The organism is Pantoea dispersa (genome assembly GCF_035783935.1).
GTDB lineage: Bacteria > Pseudomonadota > Gammaproteobacteria > Enterobacterales > Enterobacteriaceae > Pantoea > Pantoea dispersa_C.
Genome location: NZ_JALKOV010000003.1, coordinates 78,413 through 104,237, shown reverse-complemented (window position 1 = coordinate 104,237; position 25,825 = coordinate 78,413). Strand labels below are relative to the sequence as shown.

The window sequence follows — 25,825 nt, the reverse complement described above, 5'->3', positions numbered from 1 at the left end:
CAGGACACTCTGTTATGCGTATTGAAGAAGATGTAAAACTGGGCTTTAAAGATGTGCTGATTCGCCCAAAACGCTCCACGCTGAAAAGCCGTTCTGAGGTTGAGCTGGAACGCACCTTCACGTTCAAACATTCCGGCCTCGCCTGGTCCGGTGTTCCGGTGATTGCCGCCAACATGGATACCGTCGGTACCTTTACCATGGCCGAAGCGCTGGCGGGATTCAACGTGCTCACCGCCGTGCATAAGCACTACAGCGTTGAAGCGTGGCAGACCTTTATCCAGCGCGTACCGGCCTCGGTGCTCAGCCACGTGATGGTGTCCACCGGCACGTCCGAAGCGGACTTCAGCAAGCTAAGCGCGATCCTCGCGCTGTCGCCCCAGCTCAACTTTATCTGTATTGATGTGGCAAACGGCTACTCCGAGCATTTTGTTGCCTTCCTGCAGCGCGCGCGGGAAAGCTTCCCGGGTAAAACCATTTGCGCCGGCAATGTGGTCACCGGGGAGATGGTCGAAGAGCTGATTCTGTCCGGTGCCGACATCGTGAAAGTCGGGATCGGTCCGGGCTCGGTGTGCACCACGCGCGTCAAAACCGGCGTTGGCTATCCGCAGCTCTCGGCGGTGATTGAGTGTGCCGATGCGGCGCATGGACTCGGTGGGCAGATTGTCAGTGACGGCGGCTGTGCTGTGCCGGGCGATATCGCCAAGGCGTTCGGCGGCGGGGCCGATTTCGTGATGCTCGGCGGCATGCTGGCGGCACACGATGAGTGCGAAGGCACTATCGTTGAAGAGCAGGACGAGCAGTTTATGCTGTTCTACGGCATGAGCTCTGAATCGGCCATGAAGCGCCATGTGGGCGGAGTGGCGGGCTACCGTGCCGCAGAAGGGAAAACCGTTCGTCTGCCGCTGCGTGGTCCGGTCGCGGAAACGGTGAAAGATATCCTCGGCGGGCTGCGTTCAGCCTGTACTTACGTCGGCGCAGAGCGCCTGAAAGAGCTGACCAAACGCACCACCTTTATTCGCGTGGCAGAACAGGAAAACCGCGTGTTCAACCGCTAATGTACCGCAACGGGCGCCGCACGCGCCCGTTTAACGTATGGCGTCACCCAGCCCAAACACCGGCAGATACATGGCAATCACCAGCGTGCCAACAATGCCGCCAATCACTACCATCATCAACGGCTCCAGCGAGGCGGCCAGACTGTCGGCGCGCGTCAGCGTCTGCGCTTCATGCCACTCCGCCAGCCGCGCCAGCATCACATCCAGCGCACCGGCCTCTTCACCGACGCGGATTAGCTGAGCGCACAGCGGTGTAAACAGCGGATGTCCCTGCAGTGCCTGATGCAGTGGCGCGCCAGCGGCAATGTGCTGTTGTAACGCGACAATGGCATCGCGCCACAACCGTGAAGCCAGCGTTACCTCTACCGCCTGCAGGCTTTGCAGCAGCGTCAGTCCGGCCTGCTGGGTCAGTTGCAGGATCGCGTATATCTGGCTCAGCTGGCCGCCACGCCACAGCGGAGCCAGCAGCGGAAGCCGCAGCAGCCACTGCTGGCTGCGCTTTTGCCACGCAACGGAGCGTCGGTAGCTGAGGCGCGCCAGCCAGCCAGCTGCCACACTGAATAACAGCAGCGGCAGCGCCGCCTGCTGCAACAGCGCCGACAGCGCCATCACGCCAGCGGTAAAGGCCGGCAGCGGTGCGTCAAAGCTGGCATACACCGCAACAAATTCCGGCAGCACGAACAGCAGCATGCCAGCACTGACCGCCAGCGCTACCAGCAGGATAAACAGCGGATAGCGCAACGCTTTCACCACTTTTTGCCGTAAAAACTGCTGCTTGCTCTGCTGCAGTGCCAGCTGGCGGCAGCACTCGTCCAGTTGCCCGGTCAGCTCACCCACCTGCATCAGCGCCGGAAACAGCGGCGGGAAAATATCCGGCCAGTCGCGCAGCGCCTGTGAAAACGGTTCTCCGGCCATAACCCGCTGATGCAGAATGCTCAGCAGCACGCGCCAGCCCGCGTGGGGATGGCCGCTGGCCAGCAGCGTGAGACTCTCCGCCAGCGGCAGTCCGGCTTTCAGCAGCGTCGCCAGCTGGCGCATCAGGTCAATCTTCTGCTGCCACTTCCAGTCTCGTGCGCGCCAGCACTTCCCGCGCTGCCAGCTCACGACCAGCATGCCGCGATCGGCGAGCTGATTGAGCAGCGCGTCCTGGCTGATCTGCAGCGACTCGCCCTCCTGCAGCTGACCCATGCTGTCCAGCGCCTGCCAGCGGAACTGGTAGCGATTAGCCATTGCCGAGACCTACCACGCGCTGCATCTCCTCGAAAGAGGTGTCGCCGCGGCTAACCGCTTCCAGTCCGGCGGTCAGCAGCGTTTTCATCCCCTGCTCCGCGGCCAGCGTCAGCAGATGCTCCAGCGGCATATCGGCCGAGATGGCGTTCTGCAGCTTGCTGCTCATCGGCAGGATTTCAAACAGCGCCAGGCGGCCGTAGTAGCCGGAGAAACAGTGATCGCAGCCGGGCGCGCGCCAGGTTTGCAACGTGCCGGGCCACATGTCACCCGGCAGATGAGCGATGGCCTGGCCTGGCTGGCGGCAGTGCACGCACAGGCGGCGTACCAGCCGCTGCGCGACCACCAGCTGTAACGCCGGACCGAGCAGGTAGCCGGGAATGTCCATTTGCCGTAAGCGGGTCAGGGTTTCCGCCGTTGAATTAGTGTGCAGGGTTGAGAGCACCAGATGCCCGGTTTGTGCCGCTTTGACGGCGATGCTGGCGGTTTCAGCATCACGAATCTCGCCAATCATAATGACGTCCGGATCCTGCCGCAGCAGCGCACGCAGTACGCGGTTAAAATCGAGACCGCTGCGTGGCTGCACCTGAGTCTGGTTAATGCCCTGTAGCGGAATCTCCAGCGGATCCTCTACGCTACAGACGTTTTTCTCCGGCACGTTGAGGGCGCTCAGGCTGCTGTACAGCGTAAAGGTTTTGCCGCTGCCGGTCGGGCCGGTGACCAGAATCAGGCCCTGCGGTTTAGCCAGCGCGTTTTTCAGCAACCGCAGTTGAGCCGCCGGCATCCCCAGCTTATCCAGCGCAATGGCGCTGTTTTCGCTTTGCAGCAGGCGCACCACTGCTTTTTCCCCCTGGCTTACCGGCAAGGTTGACAGGCGAAATGCCGCCGGTTTGTCATCCATCTCCAGACTAAACTGACCATCCTGCGGCAGCCGACGCTCGGCGATATCCAGACTGCCAAGAATTTTCAACCGCGCCAGCACGGCGGCGGGTGGGACATCGGGCAGCTGTGGCAGCGCATGCAGCACGCCGTCAATGCGCAGCCGTACGCGCAGCCCGTGACGCTGCGGTTCAAAGTGCACATCGGAGGCGCGTCGCTGGATGGCCTGACGCAGAATCTGATCCACCGCGTGGATGGCGGACTCGGCGCTGGCCTGCTCGCGCGGTGCCGCACTGCTGTCCGGCTGGTGCAGCAGCTGCTCCAGCCGTGCGGCAGGCCAGCACTCGACCTCGACCGCGCACTGGCTGGCAAACTGCAGCGCTTCCAGCAAAAGCGGGTCCGGTGCGTCTGCTACGGCCACGCGCAATTGCGTGGCATCATGGTGCAGTATCACGGCCTGATAGCGGGCGCACAGCGTCTGCAGGGCACTCGCTGGCTTATCCATTGTTCTGTTCCTTGTCGGCAAAGCGGAACTGTTCCAGACAGCTGTCGCGCAGGCTGGCGTTGTCGCTGGTGCAGCTGCGTTGCCAGCTGAGTGCGCCTTCCGCCGCATTCCATACCGGTAGCATCTCTACCGTCAGACCTGTCAGACTTTCCTGCCCGGCCAGCGTTATGGCGCCGTTAATCACGTTCAGTTTTGCCACATAGCGTGAGCCTTTGGCCGCGGGAATACCACGTTCGCCGGCCTGACACTGTGCCGGTCCGCCGCGCTCGATGGCGCACAGCTCCACGGCCGTTTTGTAAGGCACCATGGTTTGCAGCATGTCGGTTAGCGCGGCGCGTTGCAGGTAATTTTGATAAGCGGGCAGGCCAATGGCGCTGAGGATGGCGACGATACCGATGACGATCATCAGTTCAATCAGGGTGAAACCGCGTTGTTTATCCATAATGAGGCTCCTTGTTGTGGAGCCGCAACGGTATGAAAGGGCGGAGAGAAGCGAAAGGGGGCGCGTTTCAATGCTGGAAAGGCGCGCGCAGACAATCTGGCGCGTTACAGGTGAAGCCGCATGTTAATGGAAGCCCGCTCGCAATTTGCCGCCCGATGCGGCGGCACCAGCGGGCGTCAGACCTCGCGAAAACGCATCGACAAATCGAGCGCCTGCACGTGCTTGGTCAGTGCGCCCACCGAAACGTAATCCACGCCGGTGGCGGCGATCTGCGGCAGCGTCGTCTCCGTCACGTTGCCGGACACCTCCAGCAGTGCACGCTTCGCCGTCAGCGTGACCGCCTGCTGCATCATCGCCAGCGTGAAGTTGTCCAGCATAATGATGTCGGCGCCGGCCGCCAGCGCCAGCTGCAGTTCGCTGAGGTTTTCCACTTCCACCTCGACCGGTACATCCGGGTGCAGCCACAGCGCTCTCTCTACCGCTTTACTGACCGAACCGCTGGCAATGATGTGGTTTTCTTTGATCAGGAAAGCGTCAGACAGGCCCAGGCGATGATTCTGTCCGCCGCCGCACAGCACCGCATACTTGAGCGCGGTGCGCAGGCCGGGCAGGGTTTTACGCGTATCCAGCAGTTGGGTATTACTGCCAGATAGCAGCGCGACGTAGCGGTTTACGGCTGTTGCCACGCCGGAGAGCGTTTGCACAAAATTCAACGCGGTGCGTTCTGCGGTCAGCAGCAGCCGCGCCGGGCCCTGCAACTCAAACAGCAGCTGATCGGCCACCAGCGGTTGGCCATCTTCGACGTGCCAGATAATGGAAACGTGATTGCCCAGCTGGATAAACACTTCTTCCACCCAGCGTTTACCACAGAAAACACCGGCCTCGCGGGTGATAATGCGCGCTTCAGCCTGCGCCGACTGCGGCAATAGCTGAGCGGTGATGTCGCGGTCAGCGTCAACCTCACCGCCTAAATCCTCCTGAAGCGCGCGCGCCACGGTTTCCGGGATATCCAGCTGAATACGTTTAAGCAGTTCCTGACGACGATGTTCGGGATTATAACGACGCGATACCATGATTTTGCGGCTCCACCACGCGAATGAGGTGCGCTCACCTTAGCCCGAACGCGTGGCTATTGCCAGACGCAGTGGATGAAAAGTTTAGTATCCTGAACCTAATGTGGCCGTAACGCATTAAGTCACAAGCAGCGTGGCGGAATCATGGTATTCTCAGCCAGATTTTGTTCAGGATAACAGGCATGAAACTGGAACACGGCTGGATCAGTAGCGCACGCAAGGTGCCGTCGCCGCACTTCAATGCGCGGCCGGATAATGAACCGCCATCGCTGCTGATCATTCATAACATCAGCCTGCCGCCGGGCGAATTTGGCGGTCCGTGGATCGATCGGCTGTTCACCGGCACGCTGCCCGCCGATGCGCATCCTTATTTCGCGGATATCGCGCAGCTGCGTGTGGCGGCGCACTGTCTGATTCGCCGTGATGGTGAGCTGGTGCAGTATGTTTCCTTTGACCAGCGGGCCTGGCATGCTGGCATTTCGCAATTTGCAGGGCGGGAAAACTGCAACGATTTTTCTATGGGCATTGAGCTGGAAGGCACCGACACGCTGCCGTATACCGATGCCCAGTACGCCATGCTGCAGCAGGTTACCCGCCTGCTGATGCAGCATTATCCGCTGACGCCGCAGCGTATCACCGGTCACAGCGATATCGCACCGGAACGCAAAACCGATCCCGGTCCGGCATTTGACTGGATACGCTATAAACAGGCTATCGGGCAGGAGCACCCCTGACACCGCAGGAGCAGGTATGACGTTGTTTAGTTTGTTGTTAGTTTTGGGTTGGGAACGCCTTTTTAAACTGGGTGAACACTGGCAGCTGGATCATCGCCTTGAGCCGCTGTTCCGCAGCCGCCAGCGCTTTTCACTGCTGCGTACGCTGCTGATGACCGTGGTTGCGATGCTGCTGGTCTGGCTGGTGGTATGGAGCCTGAAAGGCATTCTGTTTGGCGTGGCGCAGTTGCTGTTCTGGATCGTGGTCGGTTTGCTGTGTATTGGGGCCGGCTCGGTACGGCTGCATTACCACCAGTATCTCAAAGCCGCGAGCCACGATGATGAGGCGGCGCATCAGGCGATGGCGGCAGAGCTGACGCTGATTCACGGCGTGCCGGTTGACTGTAGCGAACGTGAATTTCTGCAGGCGCTGCAAAACGCGCTGATCTGGATTAACTTCCGCTTTTACCTGGCGCCGCTGTTCTGGTTTGTGGTCGGCGGCCCTTACGGGCCGGTGTTGCTGGTGGGATATGCGTTTCTGCGCGCCTGGCAGAGCTGGCTGGCGAAGCACCGTTCACCGCTTGAGCGCGCGCAGTCCGGCATCGATCGCATTCTGCACGTGCTGGACTGGATTCCGGTGCGGCTGGCCGGCGTGGCTTATGCGCTGCTTGGCCATGGCGAGCGGGCGCTGCCGGCCTGGTTTGCCGCGCTCAGCGATGTGCATCGTCCCCAGTATCAGGTGCTGACCAGCCTGGCGCAGTTCTCGCTGGCGCGCGATCCGCATCTGGATAAAGTGGAAACGCCACGGGTTGCCGTGGCGCTGGCCAAACGCGTTTCGCTGGTGCTGGTCGTGGTGGTGGCGCTGCTGACCATTTACGGCACGTTAGTGTGATCGGCTGGCGGCACGCCGAAATCCGGTGTGCCGTCTTCGCGCCAGTCAAAATATTTGAGCCGCGTATGGCGGTTTGGATCCCACAGCGGATCGCCCTCGATTTCGGTGTAATTGCGCGCGTGATACACCAGCACATCCCGTCCTGCTTCATCCACGGTAAAACTATTATGCCCCGGACCGTACTGATGATTATCCCAGCTGGTGGCAAATACCGGCCGCGCCGATTTGTGCCATGCGCTGATGTCGAGCGGATCGGCCTGTGCATCAATACTCAGTATGCCGAGGCAATAATTTTCGTCCGTGGCGCTGGCCGAGTAGGTGACAAACAGCCGATCACCATGGCGAATCACCGCCGGTCCTTCGTTGACGCTAAAGCCGGCGCACTCCCACTCATATTCCGGCCGGCTGAGCATCAGCGGCTGGGTTTTCAGCGTCCACGGATTCAGTAATTCCGCCAGATACAGGTTGGAGTTACCGGGGATCGCCGGATCTTTCTGCGCCCACAGATACCAGTTTTTGCCCTGATGCACGAAGTGCGTGGCGTCGAGGGCAAAGGTATCGAGGTGCGTTTGCACGCGACGGCACGGCTGCCAGTGACCGCTGAGCGGATCGGCATCATCACATACCAGCGCGTACATACGGTGCTGAAACAGCCCTTCTTTAATTTCACGGGAAGGCGCTGCGGCGAAGTAAATCACCCACTGACCATTGATATAGTGCAGCTCCGGCGCCCAGATTAGCGCGCTGCAGGGACCGCTGTCCGGTTTACGCCACACGGTGGTGGCCGGTGCGGTAATCAGGCCGTGAAGCGTGCTGGCGTAGCGCAGCTCCAGCCGATCATATTCTGGTACCGAAGCGATAAAGTAGTAGCCATCGCCGTGGCGCAAAATAAATGGATCGGCACGTTGCGTAATAAACGGGTTAGGCCAGCTCATTTGATCTCTCCTGGTTGTGGGGTCGCGTGGTGAACGGGTGTGGACAGCTCGCGGAAATTGGCGCGGCGCAGGGCAAGGTCCTGCTGAATAGTGCGCATCAGCGCGCGGTCTACTTTCAGCAGGCGCACCACGCCGGCGGTGATCAGATAGCCGACGCCGGGAATAAGCGTAAACAGCAGCACGATGCCGTTCATCGCGCTGGCAGACTGCTGCTTCGCCCCTGCGTCATAGCCATACATCGATAATAAGAATCCGACCATGGCACCGGCCACTGCCAGTCCGACCTTGAGGAAAAACAGGTTGCCGGAGAAACTGATACCGGTGATGCGTTTACCGGTTTTCCATTCACCGTAATCATCGACATCGGCCATCAGCGACCAGTGCAGCGGTGAAGGGATTTGATGCAGGATGTTCAGCAGGAAATAGGCGATGACGACAGTGACGGTGGCGTGCGGATCGATCCAGTAAAAGCCGCTGGAGAACAGTGCCAGCGCAATGTTGGTCCAGAAAAACACCTTCAGCTTGCACCAGCGATCGGTGAGGATTTTCGCCAGCGTACTGCCCAGCATCATGCCAATGACGCCCAGGCTGATAAATAGCGTCGCAAAGTGCGTCGACTGACCCATCACCCAGGTGACGTAATACATGGTGGCGGCCATGCGAATAAAACCGGGGCAGACGTTACAGAACGTCAGCAGCAGAATGCGCACCCACTGATCGTTCTTCCATACATCACGCAGATCTTTTTTCAGATCATCGTGGCTCGGTACCGCCGGGCGAATACGCTCGCGCACCGTGGCAAAGCAGAACAGAAACATCGCCAGGCCGATCAGCGCCAGTACGCTCATCGCCAGCTGATAGCCGCGCGCTTTGTTGTCGCCGCCAAACCACTCGGCCATCGGCAGCAGCGACAGCGACAGAATCAGCGTGGCGATTCCCACCATGACAAAGCGGTATGACTGGCAGGAGACGCGTTCACCGGGATCGTTGGTGATGACGCCGCCCAGCGAGCAGTAGGGAATATTGATGGCGGTGTAGGTCAGGGACATCAGGAAATAGGTGACAAATGCCCAGATCACCTTGTTTTCATAACTCCAGTCCGGCGTGGTGAACATCATGACGCTAAACAGTACATAGGGCACCGATATCCACAACAGCCATGGCCGGAAGCGTCCCCAGCGGCTCTGCGTGCGGTCGGCAATCGCGCCCATTATCGGATCGGTCACCGCATCCAGCACCCGTACCGACAGTAACAGCGTGCCGACCAGCGCCGGGGCGAGGCCAAACACATCGGTATAGAAGTAGTTGAGGAACAGCATGATGGCACCGCCAATCATGTTGCATCCGGCGTCACCCATGCCGTATCCCAGTTTTTCTCTGAACGAGAGGGCTGCTCCTTTCATAAGTCGTCTCCTGCGACAAGTGGAGCAAAAATTATCAGCGTTAAATCAGTAACCTGGTGGTAAACAATCGGTCAGGATGATGGACAAAATGCGCGGGCGGGGAAAAGTGTGAGGCAGATCGGCAGGACGGCCCGGCAGCAGCGTGCCGGGCCCGGTGAAACATCAGGCTTTCTGGGCCCGATTTTTAATGGCATAGCCGACGGCCAGAATCACCAGCCATACCGGAATCAGCCACACTGAAATCGCCATGCCCGGCGTCATGAGCATGATGACCAGGATGGCTGCCAGGAACACCAGGCAGATCCAGTTACCCAGCGGATAGAGCACCGCTTTGAAACGGGTGGTCACGCCCTGCTGATCTTTCTTCTTACGGAATTTCAGATGCGCGAGGCTAATCATCGCCCAGTTGATGACCAGCGCGGAAACCACCAGCGACATCAGCAGACCGAAGGCTTCACCTGGCATCAGGTAGTTGATCAGCACGCACAGCGCGGTGGCGACCGCTGACACCAGAATGGTGGCGACCGGCACGCCGCGGCGGTCTACTTTCAGCAGTGCTTTCGGTGCATTACCCTGCTGCGCGAGGCCAAACAGCATGCGGCTGTTACAGTAAACGCAGCTGTTGTACACCGACAGCGCGGCGGTCAGGATCACCACGTTGAGCGCATTGGCTACCAGCGCATCACCCAGTTCATGGAAGATCAGTACAAACGGGCTGGTCTCTTCGGTGACGCGCGTCCACGGCATCAGCGAAAGCAGCACGGCCAGTGAGCCGATGTAGAAAATCAGAATACGCCACAGCACCTGGTTGGTGGCTTTAGGGATGCTCTCCTGCGGGTTGTCGGCTTCTGCAGCGGTGATACCGACCAGTTCGAGGCCGCCGAAGGAGAACATGATGATTGCCATCATCATCACCAGTCCGCTGGCGCCGTGCGGCAGGAAGCCGCCCTGGTTCCACAGATTGCTGACGCTGGCCTGCGGGCCGCCATTGCCGCTGAACAGCAGCCAGCCGCCGAACAGGATCATACCGATGACCGCCACCACTTTAATGATCGCGAACCAGAACTCCATCTCACCGAACACTTTTACGTTGGTCAGGTTGATGGCGTTGATCACCACAAAGAAGATGGCCGCAGTAGCCCAGGTAGGAAAGTCCGGCCACCAGAACTGAATATACTTGCCGACCGCAGTCAGTTCGGCCATCGCCACCAGCACATACAGCACCCAGTAGTTCCAGCCGGAGGCGAAGCCGGCAAAGTTGCCCCAGTATTTATAGGCGAAGTGGCTAAAGCTGCCGGCAACCGGCTCTTCCACCACCATTTCGCCGAGCTGACGCATGATCAGGAAGGCAATAAAACCGGCGATGGCATAGCCGAGAATCACGGCCGGACCGGCCGATTTAATTACGGATGCGCTGCCCAGAAACAGACCGGTACCGACGGCACCGCCCAGCGCAATCAGCTGAATATGGCGATTTTTCAGGCCGCGATGCAGCGTTTCGCCATGCTGTTGTTCCATACAAACCTCATGATGTTGTTATTGTGCACCTGCAGTGCGCGCACTGTAAGGCTGTTTTATCTGTGTACGTTTTTCTTTACGGTATCTGACGGGCTGTGTGTAAGCCTGCGCTACCCTGGCGACCAGAATAGTGATAAGCGCGACGCTTTGCACCTGCTTTTGCTTTTTGTGCTGAGAGATGGCTGAAAAAGCAGCAGCATCCTCTGCGCTTCCCTTGCGCTATTTCTGCCATGAATAACGCTTAAACACGAATAGCATTCGCTTATGGCTGTCTGTCGCTGACGGCGCTAACGCAGTGTAAGGTTTGGTAAAAGTGAAATCTGTTAACATTTGCCGCGCCAGGGCTATTTTCTGCCAGATCCCGGTAAGTTAGCGCGCAGTAACCGGTATCTGCTGTGAAAGTGTGAGGGGGGCCATATAGACACAAGGTGAATACTTTGTTACTTTACCGGCACCATTTTTCAATTGGTATTACCAATTTACTCCGGACGTTTGGCTCATAAGAAGGGATGATGGCTTACAGTAAAATTCGCCAACCCAAGCTCTCCGATGCAATAGAGCAGCAGCTGGAATCCCTGATTATGGAAGGGACGCTCCAGCCGGGTGAAAAACTGCTTCCCGAGCGTGAACTGGCCAAACAGTTTGATGTCTCACGTCCATCGCTGCGTGAAGCGATCCAAAGCCTTGAAGCCAAAGGCCTGCTGCTGCGCCGTCAGGGCGGTGGCACTTTCGTGCAGCAGAATCTCTGGCAGAGCCTGAGCGACCCGCTGGTCGGTCTGCTTGCCGAACATCCGGAATCCCAGTTTGATCTGCTGGAAACCCGCCATGCGCTGGAAGGCGTTGCCGCCTATTATGCTGCGCTGCGCGGCACCGACGAAGACCTGCAGCGCATTCGCGACTGCCACGTCAATATCCAGCAGGCGCAGGACAGCGGCGATTTGGATGCCGAAGCCGATGCGGTGATGAAGTATCAGATTGCTGTCACAGAAGCCGCCCATAATGTGGTGCTGCTGCATTTGCTGCGTTCCATGGGACCGATGCTGGAACAGAACGTCCGTCAGAATTTCGAATTGCTCTACGCTCGCCGCGAAATGCTGGCGAAAGTGAGCGGTCACCGCGCCAGTATCTTTGAGGCGATTGTGGCTCGTGAGCCAGAACAAGCACGCGAGGCATCCCATCGTCACCTGGCGTTCATTGAGGAAATCTTGCTGGACAGAAGTCGGGAGCAGAGCCGTCGTGAACGCTCCCTGCGTCGTTTACAGCAACGTAAGGAATAACGCACGGCAATGAACGTGCGACATAAACGACGGGCCTGTCTTCTTGTGCTGTGAATCCGAAGCAAAGCACAAGCAGACAGGCTCCTGATAATTCAACGTATTAGACACAGATAAGGAATACACCCCATGTCAGAACGTTTACAGAATGACGTGGATCCGATCGAAACTCGTGACTGGCTACAGGCGATCGAATCGGTCATCCGTGAAGAAGGTGTTGAGCGCGCACAGTATCTGATTGATCAGGTGCTGAGTGCTGCACGCAAAGGCGGTGTGAAAGTGGCAGCGGGCGGCAATGCCGTCAGCAACTACATCAACTCCATTGCGGTCGAAGATGAGCCGGAGTATCCGGGTAACACCTCTCTTGAACGTCGTATCCGTTCCGCAATCCGCTGGAACGCCATTATGTCGGTTCTGCGTGCGTCGAAGAAAGATCTGGAGCTGGGTGGTCACCTGTCGTCTTTCCAGTCTTCTGCCACCATTTATGAAGTGTGCTTCAACCACTTCTTCCGCGCGCGTAGCGAGCAGGATGGCGGCGATCTGGTCTATTTCCAGGGCCACATTTCTCCAGGCATCTACTCGCGTGCGTTCCTTGAAGGACGCCTGACCGAAGAGCAGATGAACAACTTCCGTCAGGAAGTCCACGGCAACGGTCTCTCTTCCTATCCGCATCCAAAACTGATGCCGGACTTCTGGCAGTTCCCGACCGTGTCGATGGGCCTTGGCCCACTGAACGCCATCTATCAGGCGAAGTTCCTGAAATATCTGGAACACCGCGGCCTGAAAGATACCTCTAAGCAAACCGTTTATGCCTTCCTCGGCGACGGTGAGATGGATGAGCCGGAATCCAAAGGGGCGATCACTATCGCTACCCGTGAGAAACTGGATAACCTGGTGTTCATCATCAACTGTAACCTGCAGCGTCTCGACGGTCCGGTCACCGGTAACGGCAAGATCATCAACGAGCTGGAAGGCATTTTTGCCGGTGCCGGCTGGAACGTGATCAAAGTGATCTGGGGCGGACGCTGGGATGAGCTGCTGAAGAAAGACACCAGCGGCAAGCTGATTCAGCTGATGAACGAAACCGTTGACGGCGACTACCAGACCTTCAAATCGCGCGACGGTGCCTACGTCCGTGAGCACTTCTTCGGTAAATATCCGGAGACGGCGGCGCTGGTGAAAGACTGGTCAGACGAAGAGATCTTCGCCCTGAACCGTGGTGGTCACGATCCGAAGAAAGTCTACGCGGCACTGAAGAAAGCGCAGGAAACCAAAGGCCAGCCAACGCTGATTCTGGCGCATACCATTAAAGGTTATGGTATGGGTGACACCGCTGAAGGTAAAAACATCGCGCACCAGGTCAAGAAGATGAACATGGATGGCGTTCGCTACATCCGCGATCGCTTCAACGTGCCAGTGGCTGACGACAAAATCGAACAGCTGCCGTATGTGACCTTCGAAAAAGGCTCAGAAGAGTACAACTACCTGCACGGACAGCGTGAGAAGCTGGGTGGCTACCTGCCAACCCGTCAGGCTGAGTTCAGCGAAAAGCTGGAAATGCCGGCGCTGGAAGAGTTCAGTGCGCTGCTGGAAGAGCAGAGCAAAGAGATCTCTACCACCATCGCCTTCGTACGTGCGCTGAACGTGATGCTGAAGAACAAGTCGATCAAAGATCGTCTGGTGCCGATCCTCGCGGACGAAGCGCGTACCTTTGGTATGGAAGGTCTGTTCCGTCAGATTGGTATCTACAGCCCGAACGGCCAGCAGTATACGCCGCAGGACCGTGAGCAGGTTGCTTACTACAAAGAAGACGAGAAAGGCCAGATTCTGCAGGAAGGGATCAACGAGCTGGGCGCAGGTTCTTCCTGGCTGGCGGCGGCGACCTCTTACAGCACCAACAACCTGCCGATGATTCCGTTCTACATCTACTACTCGATGTTTGGCTTCCAGCGCATCGGCGATCTGATGTGGCTGGCGGGCGATCAGCAGGCGCGCGGCTTCCTGGTGGGCGGTACTTCCGGCCGTACCACGCTGAACGGTGAAGGTCTGCAGCACGAAGATGGTCACAGCCACATTCAGTCGCTGACTATCCCGAACTGTATCTCTTACGATCCGTCTTACGCGTACGAAGTGGCAGTCATCATGCATGACGGTCTGGTACGTATGTACGGCGAAGCGCAGGAAAATATTTACTACTACATCACCACGCTGAACGAAAACTACCACATGCCTGCCATGCCGCAGGGTGCGGAAGAGGGTATCCGTAAGGGTATCTACAAGCTGGAGACGGTAGAAGGCAGCAAAGGTAAAGTGCAGCTGCTGGGCTCAGGTTCTATCCTGCGTCACGTGCGCGAAGCGGCACAGATCCTGGCGAAGGATTACGGCATCGGTTCTGACGTCTACAGCGTGACCTCGTTCACCGAGCTGGCGCGCGACGGCCAGGATTGTGAGCGCTGGAACATGCTGCACCCAACGGAAACGCCACGCGTACCGTACATCGCTCAGGTGATGAACGACGCACCGGCGGTGGCATCGACCGACTACATGAAGCTGTTCGCAGAGCAGGTTCGCAGCTACGTGCCAGCCAGCGATTATCGCGTACTGGGCACCGATGGTTTCGGCCGTTCCGACAGCCGCGAAAACCTGCGTCACCACTTCGAAGTGGATGCGTCATATGTCGTGGTGGCAGCGCTGGGTGAACTGGCTAAACGCGGCGAAATCGAGAAGAAAGTGGTGGCGGATGCCATTACCAAATTCAACATCGATGCCGATAAAGTTAACCCGCGTCTGGCTTAAGAGGTAAGAGAGTAATGGCTATCGAAATTAACGTACCGGATATCGGGTCAGACGAAGTTGAAGTCACCGAAATTCTGGTCAAGGTGGGCGACAAGGTGGAAGCCGAACAGTCGCTGATCACCGTGGAAGGCGATAAAGCCTCGATGGAAGTGCCTTCGCCGCAGGCCGGCGTGGTTAAAGAGATCAAAATCGCCACCGGTGACAAAGTGAATACCGGTTCGCTGATCATGATTTTCGACGCTGAAGGTGCTGCCGCGGCAGCACCAGCCGCCGAAGAGAAGCCAGCGGAAGCCGCACCTGCGGCCGCCGCCGCCAGCGAAGCGAAAGACGTGAACGTCCCGGATATCGGCGGCGACGAAGTAGAAGTCACCGAAATCCTGGTTAAAGTGGGCGACAACGTGGCGGCAGAGCAATCGCTGATCACCGTCGAAGGCGACAAAGCGTCCATGGAAGTGCCTGCACCGTTTGCCGGTGTGGTGAAAGAGATCAAAATCGCCACGGGCGACAAGGTGAACACCGGTTCACTGATCATGATCTTTGAAACCGAAGGTGCGGCGCCAGCAGCGGCTGCCAAACCGGCAGTGAAAGAAGCGGCGGCCTCTGCGCCAGCCGCGGCAGCGGGTGCCAAAGACGTTAACGTCCCGGATATCGGCGGCGACGAAGTGGAAGTCACCGAAGTCCTGGTCAAAGTAGGCGATAAAGTTGAGGCTGAGCAGTCACTGATCGTGGTGGAAGGCGATAAAGCGTCAATGGAAGTTCCGGCACCGTTTGCCGGTACCGTCAAAGCGCTGAAAGTGGCTACCGGCGATAAAGTGAGCACCGGTTCGCTTATCATGGTGTTCGAAGTAGAAGGCGCTGCGCCGGCTGCTGCGGCACCGGCAGCAAAACAGGAAGCCGCACCAGCCGCAGAAGCCAAACCGGCTGCAGCAGCTGCGCCAGCGGCGGCGAAAGCCGAGGCGAAGAGCGAATTTGCTGAAAACGACGCTTACGTGCACGCCACGCCGGTGATTCGTCGCCTGGCGCGCGAGTTCGGTGTTAACCTGGCGAAAGTCAAAGGCACCGGCCGTAAAGGTCGCATCCTGAAAGAGGATGTGCAGGCTTATGTGAAAGACGCGGTGAAACGCGCTGAAGCGGCACCGGCTGCCGCAGCAGGCGGCGGTATTCCGGGCATGCTGCCATGGCCGAAAGTGGACTTCAGCAAGTTTGGTGAAATCGAAGAAGTGGAACTGGGCCGTATCCAGAAAATCTCGGGTGCGAACCTGAGCCGTAACTGGGTAATGATTCCGCATGTGACTCACTTCGACAAAACCGATATCACCGATCTGGAAGCGTTCCGTAAGCAGCAGAATGCGGAAGCCGAGAAGCGCAAGCTGGACGTGAAGTTCACCCCGGTGGTGTTCATCATGAAAGCGGTTGCGGCGGCGCTGGAGCAGATGCCACGTTTCAACAGCTCGCTGTCGGAAGATGGCCAGAAACTGACGCTGAAAAAATACATCAACATCGGTGTGGCGGTCGATACGCCAAACGGTCTGGTGGTTCCGGTGTTCAAAGACGTGAACAAGAAAGGCATCACTGAACTGTCGCGTGAGCTGATGGCAACGTCGAAGAAAGCGCGTGATGGCAAGCTGACCGCCAGCGATATGCAGGGCGGCTGTTTCACCATCTCCAGCCTTGGCGGCCTCGGCACCACGCACTTCGCGCCAATTGTTAACGCGCCGGAAGTGGCTATCCTCGGGGTGTCCAAGTCGGCGATGGAGCCGGTGTGGAATGGCAAAGAGTTCGCTCCACGCCTGATGATGCCGATTTCGCTCTCGTTCGACCACCGCGTAATCGACGGTGCGGATGGTGCGCGCTTTATCACCATCATCAACAATATGCTGTCTGATATTCGCCGTCTGGTGATGTGACGTTAATCAAGGCCGGCAAATGCCGGCCTTGTTGTAAGCATTCGGAGTTGCCGCGGTTGGCAGTTTGTTAACAATTCTGTAAACTCTCGCGGTGAAATGTCCCGGTGGATATAGGGCATCAAGAGCCTGGGAAAGGGTCGCTTTTGACCGCCGGCAATCTAACAAGAGGTCATGATGAGTACAGAGATTAAAACTCAAGTCGTGGTACTTGGGGCAGGTCCTGCAGGTTACTCTGCAGCCTTCCGTTGCGCTGATTTAGGTCTGGAAACCGTACTGGTAGAGCGCTACAGCACCCTCGGCGGTGTCTGTCTGAACGTCGGCTGTATCCCGTCAAAAGCGCTGCTGCACGTGGCGAAAGTCATCGAAGAAGCGAAGGCTCTGGAAGAGCACGGTATTGTGTTTGGCCAGCCGCAGACTGACATTAACAAGATTCGTACCTGGAAAGAGAAAGTCATCACGCAGCTGACCGGTGGTCTGGCTGGCATGGCGAAAGGCCGTAAAGTGAAAGTGGTGAACGGTCTGGGTAAATTCACCGGTGCCAATACGCTGGTGGTAGAAGGTGAAGGTGGCGCAACCACCATCAACTTCGACAACGCCATCATCGCTGCAGGCTCGCGTCCAATTGAACTGCCTTTCATTCCGCATAACGATCCGCGCGTGTGGGATTCTACCGATGCGCTGGAGCTGAAAGAAGTTCCGAAGCGTCTGCTGGTTATGGGCGGTGGCATCATCGGTCTGGAGATGGGTACCGTTTACCATGCGCTGGGTTCAGAGATCGACGTGGTCGAAATGTTTGACCAGGTGATCCCGGCCGCCGATAAAGACGTGGTGAAAGTGTTCACCAAGCGTATCAGCAAAAAATTCAACCTGATGCTGGAAACCAAAGTCACCGCGGTAGAAGCGAAAGACGACGGTATCTACGTATCCATGGAAGGTAAAAAAGCGCCAGCCGAACCACAGCGTTACGACGCCGTGCTGGTGGCGATTGGCCGTGTGCCGAACGGTAAAGGTCTGGATGCCGGTAAAGCAGGCGTGGAAGTGGACGATCGCGGCTTTATCCGCGTCGACAAGCAGATGCGCACCAACGTGCCACACATCTATGCTATCGGTGACATCGTCGGTCAGCCAATGCTGGCGCACAAAGGCGTGCACGAAGGTCACGTGGCGGCAGAGGTGATTTCTGGCCTGAAGCACTACTTCGACCCGAAAGTGATCCCTTCTATCGCTTACACCGAGCCAGAAGTGGCCTGGGTAGGTCTGACCGAGAAAGAAGCCAAAGAGAAAGGCATCAGCTACGAAGTGTCCACCTTCCCGTGGGCGGCATCGGGCCGTGCTATCGCTTCTGACTGCGCAGACGGTATGACCAAGCTGATCTTCGACAAAGAGACGCACCGTGTTATCGGCGGCGCGATTGTCGGCACCAACGGCGGCGAGCTGCTGGGTGAAATCGGTCTGGCTATCGAGATGGGTTGTGATGCCGAAGATATCGCGCTGACCATCCACGCGCACCCAACCCTGCACGAATCGGTTGGCCTGGCGGCGGAAGTGTTTGAAGGTAGCATTACTGACCTGCCAAATCCAAAAGCGAAAAAGAAATAAGTTCGCTCGCGGCTTAGGTTAATTAACGGCTCCTTTAAGGAGCCGTTTTTTTTATTAATTTAATACGTAAGTTGAATAGATAAAAACGGGCGCAGGAGCAACACGTTAAACGATGCCGGAATAGCGGAGGAAACCCTCCGCTATTGAAGTTTACTGTTGTGCTTCGTAAGCCATGACAGCCGATAATTCAGCCGCAAATATCCGCAATCGTAATTCACACAGTGAACTGCGATTTGCCAGGCATAAACCTAACAGGATGAGCCCGCTGATAATCAGCGTGCTGAATTTCACCTTCATAATCACTTACTCCTTGCATTAGCACGAGCAAGCTACTACCCTGACACTGTCTGGGTGTAGGGTAGTGGCTCACCCGTGCGGTTAATGAAAATTAATCGCACGGTTCACCTTCCACCATCCACCTCAATTTCTTTTGCAGATCTCAAGGCAGATAGCCTCAAGCGCCCGCAGGCAGTCTACGCTATTTATTTTCCATTTCCTCTTTTATTTTTTATCGCTTTTTTTAATCTCGCTTATTTTTTTAAGGGTGTATTTTAATTGAGTGGTTAAATTTAACGACTCATTTAAACCGGCATTGCGCTGATATTTAATTAAATATGTGCAAGGCATCACGTGCAATATTTATTAGATGATGTAGTATTAATTTTTCCTCAGGAAAACGTGTGCGGCAAGCTGAAGGGCAGCCGTTTGGTGCACGCGCATCAGTACATAACCAAAAGTGAACGAACTCCCCTGAAACGGTTTTGCAGGTTATGGATCTGCTGTATGAAGGCCGGATGCAACACATTACGCGCTAAAGCCTGGGTCAACGGGCTATCGGCATTTGCGCGAACAGCCACTGTCACGGCCGCTCTGGCCTCTCTCCTGACGCAAACCACAGACAAATCTGCTAAATAACGCGCGGATGTTGCTTTTTTGTAAACAGATTAACAATCAGCCGAAATCCTGCTATGCTGGCCGACGCAGAACCGGGCACCTCACCCTACTGTTTGACAGCATCAACAGGTGCACCGGAAAGCTATACAATGAGAGCGAGGAGAACGTCGTGCTAGAAGAATACCGTAAGCACGTTGCCGAGCGTGCTGCCCAGGGAATCGTACCTAAGCCGTTAGATGCTTCCCAGATGGCCGCGCTGGTTGAACTGCTGAAAAACCCGCCAGCGGGTGAAGAAGAATTCCTGACTGACCTGCTGGTCAACCGTGTCCCGCCGGGCGTTGATGAAGCGGCGTATGTAAAAGCCGGATTCCTGGCAGCTATCACAAAGGGCGAAGCCCACTCTCCTCTGGTTACTCGCGAAAAAGCAGTCGAACTGCTGGGCACCATGCAGGGCGGCTATAACATCCATGCGCTGATCGAAGCGCTTGACGATGACGCTCTGGCACCGATTGCCGCTGAAGCACTGTCCCACACGCTGCTGATGTTCGATAACTTCTACGACGTCGAAGAGAAAGCCAAAGCGGGTAATCCCCACGCGAAGAAAATCCTCCAGTCCTGGGCTGATGCTGAATGGTTCCTTAAGCGTCCTAAGCTGGCAGAAAAAATCACCACCACCGTGTTCAAAGTGACCGGCGAAACCAACACCGACGACCTGTCTCCGGCGCCGGATGCATGGTCACGCCCGGATATTCCACTGCACGCGCTGGCGATGCTGAAAAACCCACGTGACGGCATCGAACCCGACGATGCTGGCAACGTTGGCCCGATCAAACAGATTGAAGCACTGCAGCAGAAAGGCTTCCCGCTGACCTACGTTGGTGACGTGGTCGGTACCGGTTCTTCACGCAAATCCGCCACCAACTCGGTGCTGTGGTTTATGGGTGATGACATTCCATACGTGCCGAACAAAAAGGGTGGCGGTCTGTGCCTCGGCGGTAAAATCGCACCGATCTTCTTCAACACCATGGAAGATGCCGGCGCGCTGCCGATCGAACTCGACGTTGATCGCCTGAACATGGGCGATGTGATTGATGTTTATCCTTACAAGGGTGAAGTGCGCAATCACGAGACCAACGAACTGCTGGCGACCTTTGCGCTGAAAACCGACGTGCTGCTGGATGAAGTGCGTGCCGGCGGCCGTATTCCACTGATTATCGGTCGCGGCCTGACCACCAAAGCGCGTGAGTCACTGGGCCTGCCGCACAGCGATGTGTTCGTGCAAGCCAAAGATGTGGCTGAAAGCAGCCGCGGTTACTCGCTGGCACAGAAAATGGTGGGACGCGCCTGCGGCGTGGAAGGCATCCGTCCTGGCGCCTACTGTGAACCGAAAATGACCTCGGTCGGCTCCCAGGATACCACCGGTCCAATGACCCGTGATGAACTGAAAGACCTGGCGTGTCTGGGCTTCTCCTCCGATCTGGTGATGCAGTCCTTCTGTCACACTGCTGCTTATCCGAAGCCGGTTGACGTCACCACGCACCACACGCTGCCGGACTTCATTATGAACCGTGGCGGTGTCTCGCTGCGTCCGGGCGATGGCGTGATTCACAGCTGGCTGAACCGTATGCTGCTGCCGGATACCGTCGGCACCGGCGGTGACTCGCATACCCGCTTCCCGATCGGCATCTCCTTCCCGGCCGGTTCGGGTCTGGTGGCGTTTGCCGCAGCGACCGGCGTAATGCCACTGGATATGCCGGAATCGGTGCTGGTGCGCTTTAAAGGTGAAATGCAGCCAGGCATCACGCTGCGCGATCTGGTGCACGCCATTCCGCTGTACGCCATCAAGCAGGGCCTGCTGACCGTTGAGAAGAAGGGCAAGAAAAACATCTTCTCTGGTCGCGTACTGGAAATCGAAGGTCTGCCGCAGCTGAAAGTTGAGCAGGCGTTTGAGCTGACCGATGCCTCAGCAGAGCGTTCTGCGGCAGGTTGCACCATCAAGCTGGATAAAGAGCCGATTATCGAGTATCTGAACTCCAACATCGTGCTGCTGAAGTGGATGATCTCCGAAGGCTACGGCGACCGTCGTACGCTGGAGCGCCGTATTCAGGGCATGGAAAAATGGCTGGCCGATCCGCAACTGCTGGAAGCCGATGCCGATGCCGAATACGCGGCAGTGATCGAAATCGATCTGGCAGACATCAAAGAGCCAATCCTGTGTGCGCCAAACGATCCGGACGACGCGCGCTGGTTGTCTGACGTGCAGGGCGAGAAGATCGACGAAGTGTTCATCGGTTCGTGCATGACCAACATCGGCCACTTCCGTGCGGCGGGTAAACTGCTGGACGCGCACAAAGGCCAACTGCCGACCCGTCTGTGGGTGGCGCCGCCAACCAAGATGGATGCTGCGCAGCTGACTGAAGAGGGCTACTACAGCGTCTTTGGTAAGAGCGGTGCGCGTATCGAGATTCCGGGCTGTTCACTGTGCATGGGTAACCAGGCGCGCGTGCAGGACGGTGCGACGGTGGTTTCCACCTCGACCCGTAACTTCCCGAACCGTCTCGGCACCGGTGCTAACGTGTTCCTGGCGTCAGCCGAACTGGCTGCGGTCGCTTCCCTGCTGGGTAAACTGCCCACGCCGGACGAGTATCAGCAGTTTATGGTGCAGGTGGATAAAACCGCTGCCGACACCTATCGCTACCTGAACTTCGACCAGCTGGGCCAGTACACCGAAAAAGCGGACGGAGTGATTTTCCAGACCGCGGTGTAAATTACGCCTGAAGATGAAAAAGGGACGAGCGCATCGTCCCTTTTTTTATGCGCTTTTTTCCCTCGCCGTCTCCAGGCATAATGCGAGCGCGATCCCACTTTCTTGCGCGCGCAGCGCACAAAATGCACGAAAGCGCGCCGACTGGCGCGCCACTGGTATGAGGCCAACATGGAATATGAATTTCTGCGTGACGTGACCGGTCAGGTCCGGGTGCGCATGTCGATGGACCACGAAGCGGTGGGGCACTGGTTCAATGAAGAGGTAAAAGAGAATCTCGCGCTGCTGGATGAGGTCGAAGCCGCGGTGCGTGCAGTTAAAGGCACGCAGCAGCAGTGGCAGCGTATCGGGCACGAATATACGCTGTGGCTGGATGAGGAAGAAGTGATGATCCGCGCCAATCAGTTGGCGATCGAGGATGACGGACTCGAAGAGGGCATGACCTATTATGACGAAGAGAGCCTGTCGTTCTGCGGCGTGGAGGATTTTCTGGCGGTGATTGCCGCATACCGGCATTTCATGGCGGGGCGCTGACGGGCGCCCGCAGCCGGGCGCCACAACGGTCTGAACGTTATACGCCGTTAACCACGGAACGCGCGTGTGGAAGTTGCTCCTCATCGACAATCGGTTCAACCTTGCCGAGCAGGAACAGGTAATTAAGAATACCGATGACCACCAGCACCGCCGAGAAGACCAGCGCCCAGGTAAAGTGACCGGTAGCGCCGACGATGGCACCGGTAATGATCGGGCCAACCGCGCCGCCCATATTTGAAACGGTGTTCTGCAGCCCGGCCACAATTGACACGCTGTTGGTGGGCGCAACATCGCCCGGCAGCGCCCACACCTGAGAGGCCGCGACCGTGGTGCCGGATTTGGCAATACACAGCAGCAGCACGGTCATGAACACCGAATCGGTGAACGGCGCGAATCCGATGCACAGCGCCATCAGCAGGCCAATGGTCAGAAACAGCTTGCGCGTGGCGGTCAGCGACAGCACTTTTTTGTGCACCATGCGGTCCGACGCCCAGCCGGCCAGCACCTCAATCACCATGCCGCAGATCAGCGGCAGCGCTGCCACCATACCCATCTTCAGGAAATCCATCCCTTTATCTTTCACCAGGTAGGTTGGCAGCCAGGTGATAAAGAAATAGGAGGTGTAATTGATGGTGAAGAAGCCAATGCACATCGCCCAGATGTTGCGGTAGCGCAGCAGCTTGTACCACTTCATTGGCCGCACGTTCCTGTCGCCGTGCTTCTGCGCCTGGCCATCGCGGATCAGACGCACTTCACCGGCGCTGATCGCTTTATGGTCTTCCGGGTTCTCGGCATAGATAAAATACCAGGCGATGACCCAAATCAGCCCGACGGCACCAATCGCCAGGAAGGTCAGACGCCAGTCGAACAGTGCGATCATAAAGACGATCAGCGGCATGGCCACGGCGCCGCCAAATTTTGATGCGCTGTCGAACAGGCCGGAAACGGTGGCGCGCTCGCGATCCGGGAACCAGCGCGCGGTTATACCGGCGTTGCTCGGATAAGCCGCCGCTTCACCGACGCCGAGCGCCAGACGCAGCGCCAGCAGCGATTTAAAGCCGGTGGCCAGCCCCATCGCCATGGTGGCAATCGACCACCAGCCGACAGCGATACCGAGGCCTTTTTTCTGGCCGAAGCGATCGGCAAACCAGCCTGCCGGGATCTGCAACAGCGCGTAGGACCAGAAAAACGCCGCCATGATAAAGCCCATCATCTCCGGATTGATATCGAGCTCGGTGATCAGGTGTGGTGCGGCGGCAGAGAGTACGGTGCGATCAATATAGTTAATGGCGATGGCCAGCCACATCAGGCCAGCGATCCACCATCTGATGCGTGTTGAGCGTGCGGTGTTGGTCATAATAGTTATCCACGCGAAAAGGGTGACAGAGGTGGGCGGCGTTAAGCCAGCCCGTTCATGACATTCATCGGGCGTTCGCCCTGTTTAATACACTGCACAATCTGCGTCACGCAGCGTTCGCCGATGGCGCTGATGGCACCGTCGGTATAGCCGGCAAGGTGCGCCGTGGGGATAAAGTTGCTCAGAGAGAACAGCGGATGCTGCGTCAGCGGTTCCTGCACAAACACGTCCGCTGCCGCACCGGCAATCACGTTATCCTGCAATGCCTGGCAGAGATCCTGCTCATTCACCACGCCACCGCGTGACGCGTTAATAAGAAACGCACTTTTCTTCATGCGCTTCAGGCGCGCAGCGTCGAACAGGTTTTGCGTCTTGTCGGTGAGCGGCATATGTAAGGTGATGAAGTCGCTGCTTTCCGTCAGCTGATCGAGGCTGACGAACGTCACGCCGTGTTCGGCGGCGAAGGCGTCATCGGGGTAAAAATCGAAGGCGAGGATGCGCATATTGAAGCCTTTGGCGCGCAGCGCCACCTGCTTACCGATATTGCCAAGGCCGATGATGCCAAGCGTTTTGCCGTACACGTCGGTGGCAAAAATGCGCGGCCAGTGGCCGGCGCGGGTTTCAATCGCTGCGGTGGTGATCTGGCGTGCGCTGTTGAGAATCAGCGCAAAGGCGAAATCGGCAACCGCGTGTTTGTTCGCGTCCGGCACGTTCGTCACATAAATGCCGCGTGCGCGCGTTGCGTCGAGGTCGATGTTATCGACGCCCACGCCGTGCTTGCAGACGATTTTCAGCTGCGGTGCCAGCGACAGCAGCGCCTCGTTGACCTCAGTAAACGCCACGATCAGGGCGACAGTATCGGCCAGATGCGGCGACAGTGCGCTGAGCGGCGCATCGGCGGGCAGCGTAATCAGCTCAAAGCCGTGCTGGTGCAGTGTGTCGATCGGCGCGGCGTCATAGCGGGCGAACGAAGGTGAAGTACAGATGACTTTCATAGCAAATGCGTCCCGGTGTTAATAACGGCAGCCATCGCTGCCTGAATCCGACCCGCCACCGTCAGATTAACCCTAAGCATGATGGCGGCTGGGGGGGGTAACGGCGCAATGCATTGCGCGATGGATCGCGCCGCTACCACAACTGCGTGCTGTAATCGCGTTGAATTTACGGGCTTTACTGCAAATACTGATTCACGATCTGGCGGATTTTCTGCTCCTCTGCGGCAGAGAAACGCACCGCGTAGCGGCTGTCGCCGACCTCATAGCCAAGCAGCGCCACGGCTTTTTTCACCGCTGCCGGGGAGAAACCGATGCTGTAGAGATCGGTACGCAGGCCGGTGACGTTCTCCTGAGCGGCGCGCGATCCGGCGATGTCGCCGGCATGGAAGCGCGCCCAGATGGCATTAATCTCTTTCGGTGCCACGTTAGCCAGCCCGGAAATACAGGCAGAACAGCCATCGACAAAGCCCTGATGAATCAGTGAATCCGGCCCGTTGAGCACGTTGAAATGTTCAATGCCTGCCGCTGCCTGCAGAAAACCGCTCAGGCTTTCGTAGCTGCCGGCGCTGTCTTTGATGCCGATGATGTTGGGATGTGCTGCCAGCGTGCGCACGGTTTCCGGCTGCAGCGTATTACCGGTGCGTGCCGGAATGTTGTAGAGAAACAGCGGGACGTCGATAGCGTCGGCGACGGCGCGGTAGTGATCAATCAGCTCTTCCTGTTTGAGCGGCACAAAGTAAGGCGTGATCACCGAGACGGCATCCACGCCCAGCTTTGCCACCTGCCTGCCCAGCCGGATGGTCTCACGTGTCGAGATCTCACCAATGTGCGCCACCACCGGTGCCGCACCGTTCACTTCCTCGACGCAGGTGCGGGTCACCGCCAGCTTCTCCTGCTCGTTCAGCACGAAAAATTCCCCGTTGGTGCCGCCGCAGAAAATACCGTTACCGGCGCTCAGCTGACGCTGAATCTGTTCACGCTGCGCGACAGGGTCGTAGGCTCCGTCGCGATCAAAGGTGGTGACGATGGCGGTCAGTACGCCCTGAATGTTGTTGCTCATGAT

At 57.6% G+C, this 25,825-nt stretch carries 20 protein-coding genes; 9 read left to right on the top strand and 11 right to left on the bottom strand.

Going from position 1 to position 25,825, the window contains the following annotated elements:
• Positions 1-14: 14 nt before the first annotated feature.
• Positions 15-1,055, top strand: a complete 1,041-nt coding sequence (locus MXF20_RS07645) for a GMP reductase (RefSeq protein ID WP_325968600.1) — start codon at positions 15-17, stop codon at positions 1,053-1,055.
• 30 nt (positions 1,056-1,085) lie between these two features.
• Here MXF20_RS07645 and hofC read toward each other — a convergent pair whose 3' ends face one another.
• The 4 genes from hofC to nadC all read right to left on the bottom strand — a co-directional run bounded on the left by hofC (position 1,086) and on the right by nadC (position 5,181).
• The gene (gene hofC, locus MXF20_RS07640; protein WP_325968598.1) at positions 1,086-2,285 is read right to left on the bottom strand and encodes a protein transport protein HofC; all 1,200 of its coding nucleotides are present in this window, start codon (positions 2,283-2,285) and stop codon (positions 1,086-1,088) included.
• A complete protein-coding gene (gene gspE, locus MXF20_RS07635) occupies positions 2,278-3,666 on the bottom strand; it encodes a type II secretion system protein GspE (protein WP_325968596.1) in 1,389 nt (462 codons plus the stop codon). The genes hofC and gspE overlap by 8 nt, the downstream gene beginning before the upstream one ends.
• Positions 3,659-4,108, bottom strand: a complete 450-nt coding sequence (gene ppdD, locus MXF20_RS07630) for a prepilin peptidase-dependent pilin (protein WP_325968595.1) — start codon at positions 4,106-4,108, stop codon at positions 3,659-3,661. Before ppdD ends, gspE begins: the two co-directional genes overlap by 8 nt.
• 176 nt (positions 4,109-4,284) lie before the next feature.
• The gene (gene nadC, locus MXF20_RS07625; RefSeq protein ID WP_325968593.1) at positions 4,285-5,181 is read right to left on the bottom strand and encodes a carboxylating nicotinate-nucleotide diphosphorylase; all 897 of its coding nucleotides are present in this window, start codon (positions 5,179-5,181) and stop codon (positions 4,285-4,287) included.
• Positions 5,182-5,363: 182 nt separating this feature from the next.
• On the opposite strand from nadC, the gene ampD reads away from it, so the two are divergent.
• Complete coding sequence (gene ampD / locus MXF20_RS07620; RefSeq protein ID WP_325968591.1) at positions 5,364-5,915, top strand: 1,6-anhydro-N-acetylmuramyl-L-alanine amidase AmpD; 552 nt, start codon at positions 5,364-5,366, stop codon at positions 5,913-5,915.
• Positions 5,916-5,931: 16 nt separating this feature from the next.
• Entirely contained in the window at positions 5,932-6,786 is an 855-nt protein-coding gene (gene ampE / locus MXF20_RS07615) for a beta-lactamase regulator AmpE (RefSeq protein WP_325968590.1), read from the top strand.
• Here ampE and MXF20_RS07610 read toward each other — a convergent pair.
• The 3 genes from MXF20_RS07610 to aroP form a co-directional block, all read right to left on the bottom strand.
• The gene (locus MXF20_RS07610) at positions 6,768-7,721 is read right to left on the bottom strand and encodes a family 43 glycosylhydrolase (RefSeq protein ID WP_325968589.1); all 954 of its coding nucleotides are present in this window, start codon (positions 7,719-7,721) and stop codon (positions 6,768-6,770) included. The genes ampE and MXF20_RS07610 overlap by 19 nt on opposite strands.
• Positions 7,718-9,124, bottom strand: a complete 1,407-nt coding sequence (locus MXF20_RS07605; RefSeq protein ID WP_325968588.1) for an MFS transporter — start codon at positions 9,122-9,124, stop codon at positions 7,718-7,720. The genes MXF20_RS07610 and MXF20_RS07605 overlap by 4 nt, the downstream gene beginning before the upstream one ends.
• Positions 9,125-9,286: 162 nt before the next feature.
• The gene (gene aroP / locus MXF20_RS07600) at positions 9,287-10,642 is read right to left on the bottom strand and encodes an aromatic amino acid transporter AroP (protein WP_325968587.1); all 1,356 of its coding nucleotides are present in this window, start codon (positions 10,640-10,642) and stop codon (positions 9,287-9,289) included.
• 512 nt (positions 10,643-11,154) lie between these two features.
• Between aroP and pdhR the strand changes: the two genes are divergently transcribed.
• The 4 genes from pdhR (at position 11,155) to lpdA (ending at position 18,218) form a co-directional block, all read left to right on the top strand.
• Positions 11,155-11,919: a pyruvate dehydrogenase complex transcriptional repressor PdhR gene (gene pdhR / locus MXF20_RS07595; RefSeq protein ID WP_021507539.1), complete on the top strand. Its 765-nt coding sequence runs from the start codon at positions 11,155-11,157 to the stop codon at positions 11,917-11,919.
• 126 nt (positions 11,920-12,045) lie between these two features.
• The gene (gene aceE, locus MXF20_RS07590; RefSeq protein WP_325968586.1) at positions 12,046-14,712 is read left to right on the top strand and encodes a pyruvate dehydrogenase (acetyl-transferring), homodimeric type; all 2,667 of its coding nucleotides are present in this window, start codon (positions 12,046-12,048) and stop codon (positions 14,710-14,712) included.
• 14 nt (positions 14,713-14,726) lie between these two features.
• Positions 14,727-16,619, top strand: a complete 1,893-nt coding sequence (gene aceF, locus MXF20_RS07585; RefSeq protein ID WP_325968584.1) for a pyruvate dehydrogenase complex dihydrolipoyllysine-residue acetyltransferase — start codon at positions 14,727-14,729, stop codon at positions 16,617-16,619.
• Positions 16,620-16,793: 174 nt separating this feature from the next.
• Positions 16,794-18,218 carry a dihydrolipoyl dehydrogenase gene (gene lpdA, locus MXF20_RS07580; RefSeq protein ID WP_021507536.1) on the top strand — a complete coding sequence of 475 codons (1,425 nt, stop codon included), beginning with the start codon at positions 16,794-16,796 and terminating at the stop codon, positions 18,216-18,218.
• 150 nt (positions 18,219-18,368) lie between these two features.
• On the opposite strand, the gene MXF20_RS07575 is transcribed toward lpdA, so the two are convergent.
• On the bottom strand, positions 18,369-18,515 hold the full coding sequence (locus MXF20_RS07575; RefSeq protein ID WP_021314460.1) for a Hok/Gef family protein: 147 nt from the start codon (positions 18,513-18,515) through the stop codon (positions 18,369-18,371).
• A gap of 766 nt (positions 18,516-19,281) precedes the next feature.
• Between MXF20_RS07575 and acnB the strand changes: the two genes are divergently transcribed.
• Both acnB and yacL read left to right on the top strand, forming a co-directional pair.
• Positions 19,282-21,879: a bifunctional aconitate hydratase 2/2-methylisocitrate dehydratase gene (gene acnB / locus MXF20_RS07570; protein WP_325968583.1), complete on the top strand. Its 2,598-nt coding sequence runs from the start codon at positions 19,282-19,284 to the stop codon at positions 21,877-21,879.
• A gap of 168 nt (positions 21,880-22,047) precedes the next feature.
• Positions 22,048-22,410 carry a protein YacL gene (yacL, locus tag MXF20_RS07565; protein WP_325968581.1) on the top strand — a complete coding sequence of 121 codons (363 nt, stop codon included), beginning with the start codon at positions 22,048-22,050 and terminating at the stop codon, positions 22,408-22,410.
• A 37-nt stretch (positions 22,411-22,447) separates the two neighbouring features.
• Here yacL and MXF20_RS07560 read toward each other — a convergent pair whose 3' ends face one another.
• The 3 genes from MXF20_RS07560 to MXF20_RS07550 form a co-directional block, all read right to left on the bottom strand.
• Positions 22,448-23,767 (bottom strand): MFS transporter, encoded by a 1,320-nt coding sequence (locus MXF20_RS07560; RefSeq protein WP_325968580.1) that lies wholly within the window; start codon positions 23,765-23,767, stop codon positions 22,448-22,450.
• 41 nt (positions 23,768-23,808) lie between these two features.
• Positions 23,809-24,762 carry a phosphoglycerate dehydrogenase gene (locus tag MXF20_RS07555; RefSeq protein WP_325968578.1) on the bottom strand — a complete coding sequence of 318 codons (954 nt, stop codon included), beginning with the start codon at positions 24,760-24,762 and terminating at the stop codon, positions 23,809-23,811.
• Positions 24,763-24,937: 175 nt separating this feature from the next.
• Positions 24,938-25,822, bottom strand: coding sequence for a dihydrodipicolinate synthase family protein (locus MXF20_RS07550; RefSeq protein ID WP_325968576.1), 885 nt, complete (start codon positions 25,820-25,822; stop codon positions 24,938-24,940).
• Positions 25,823-25,825 lie beyond the last annotated feature (3 nt).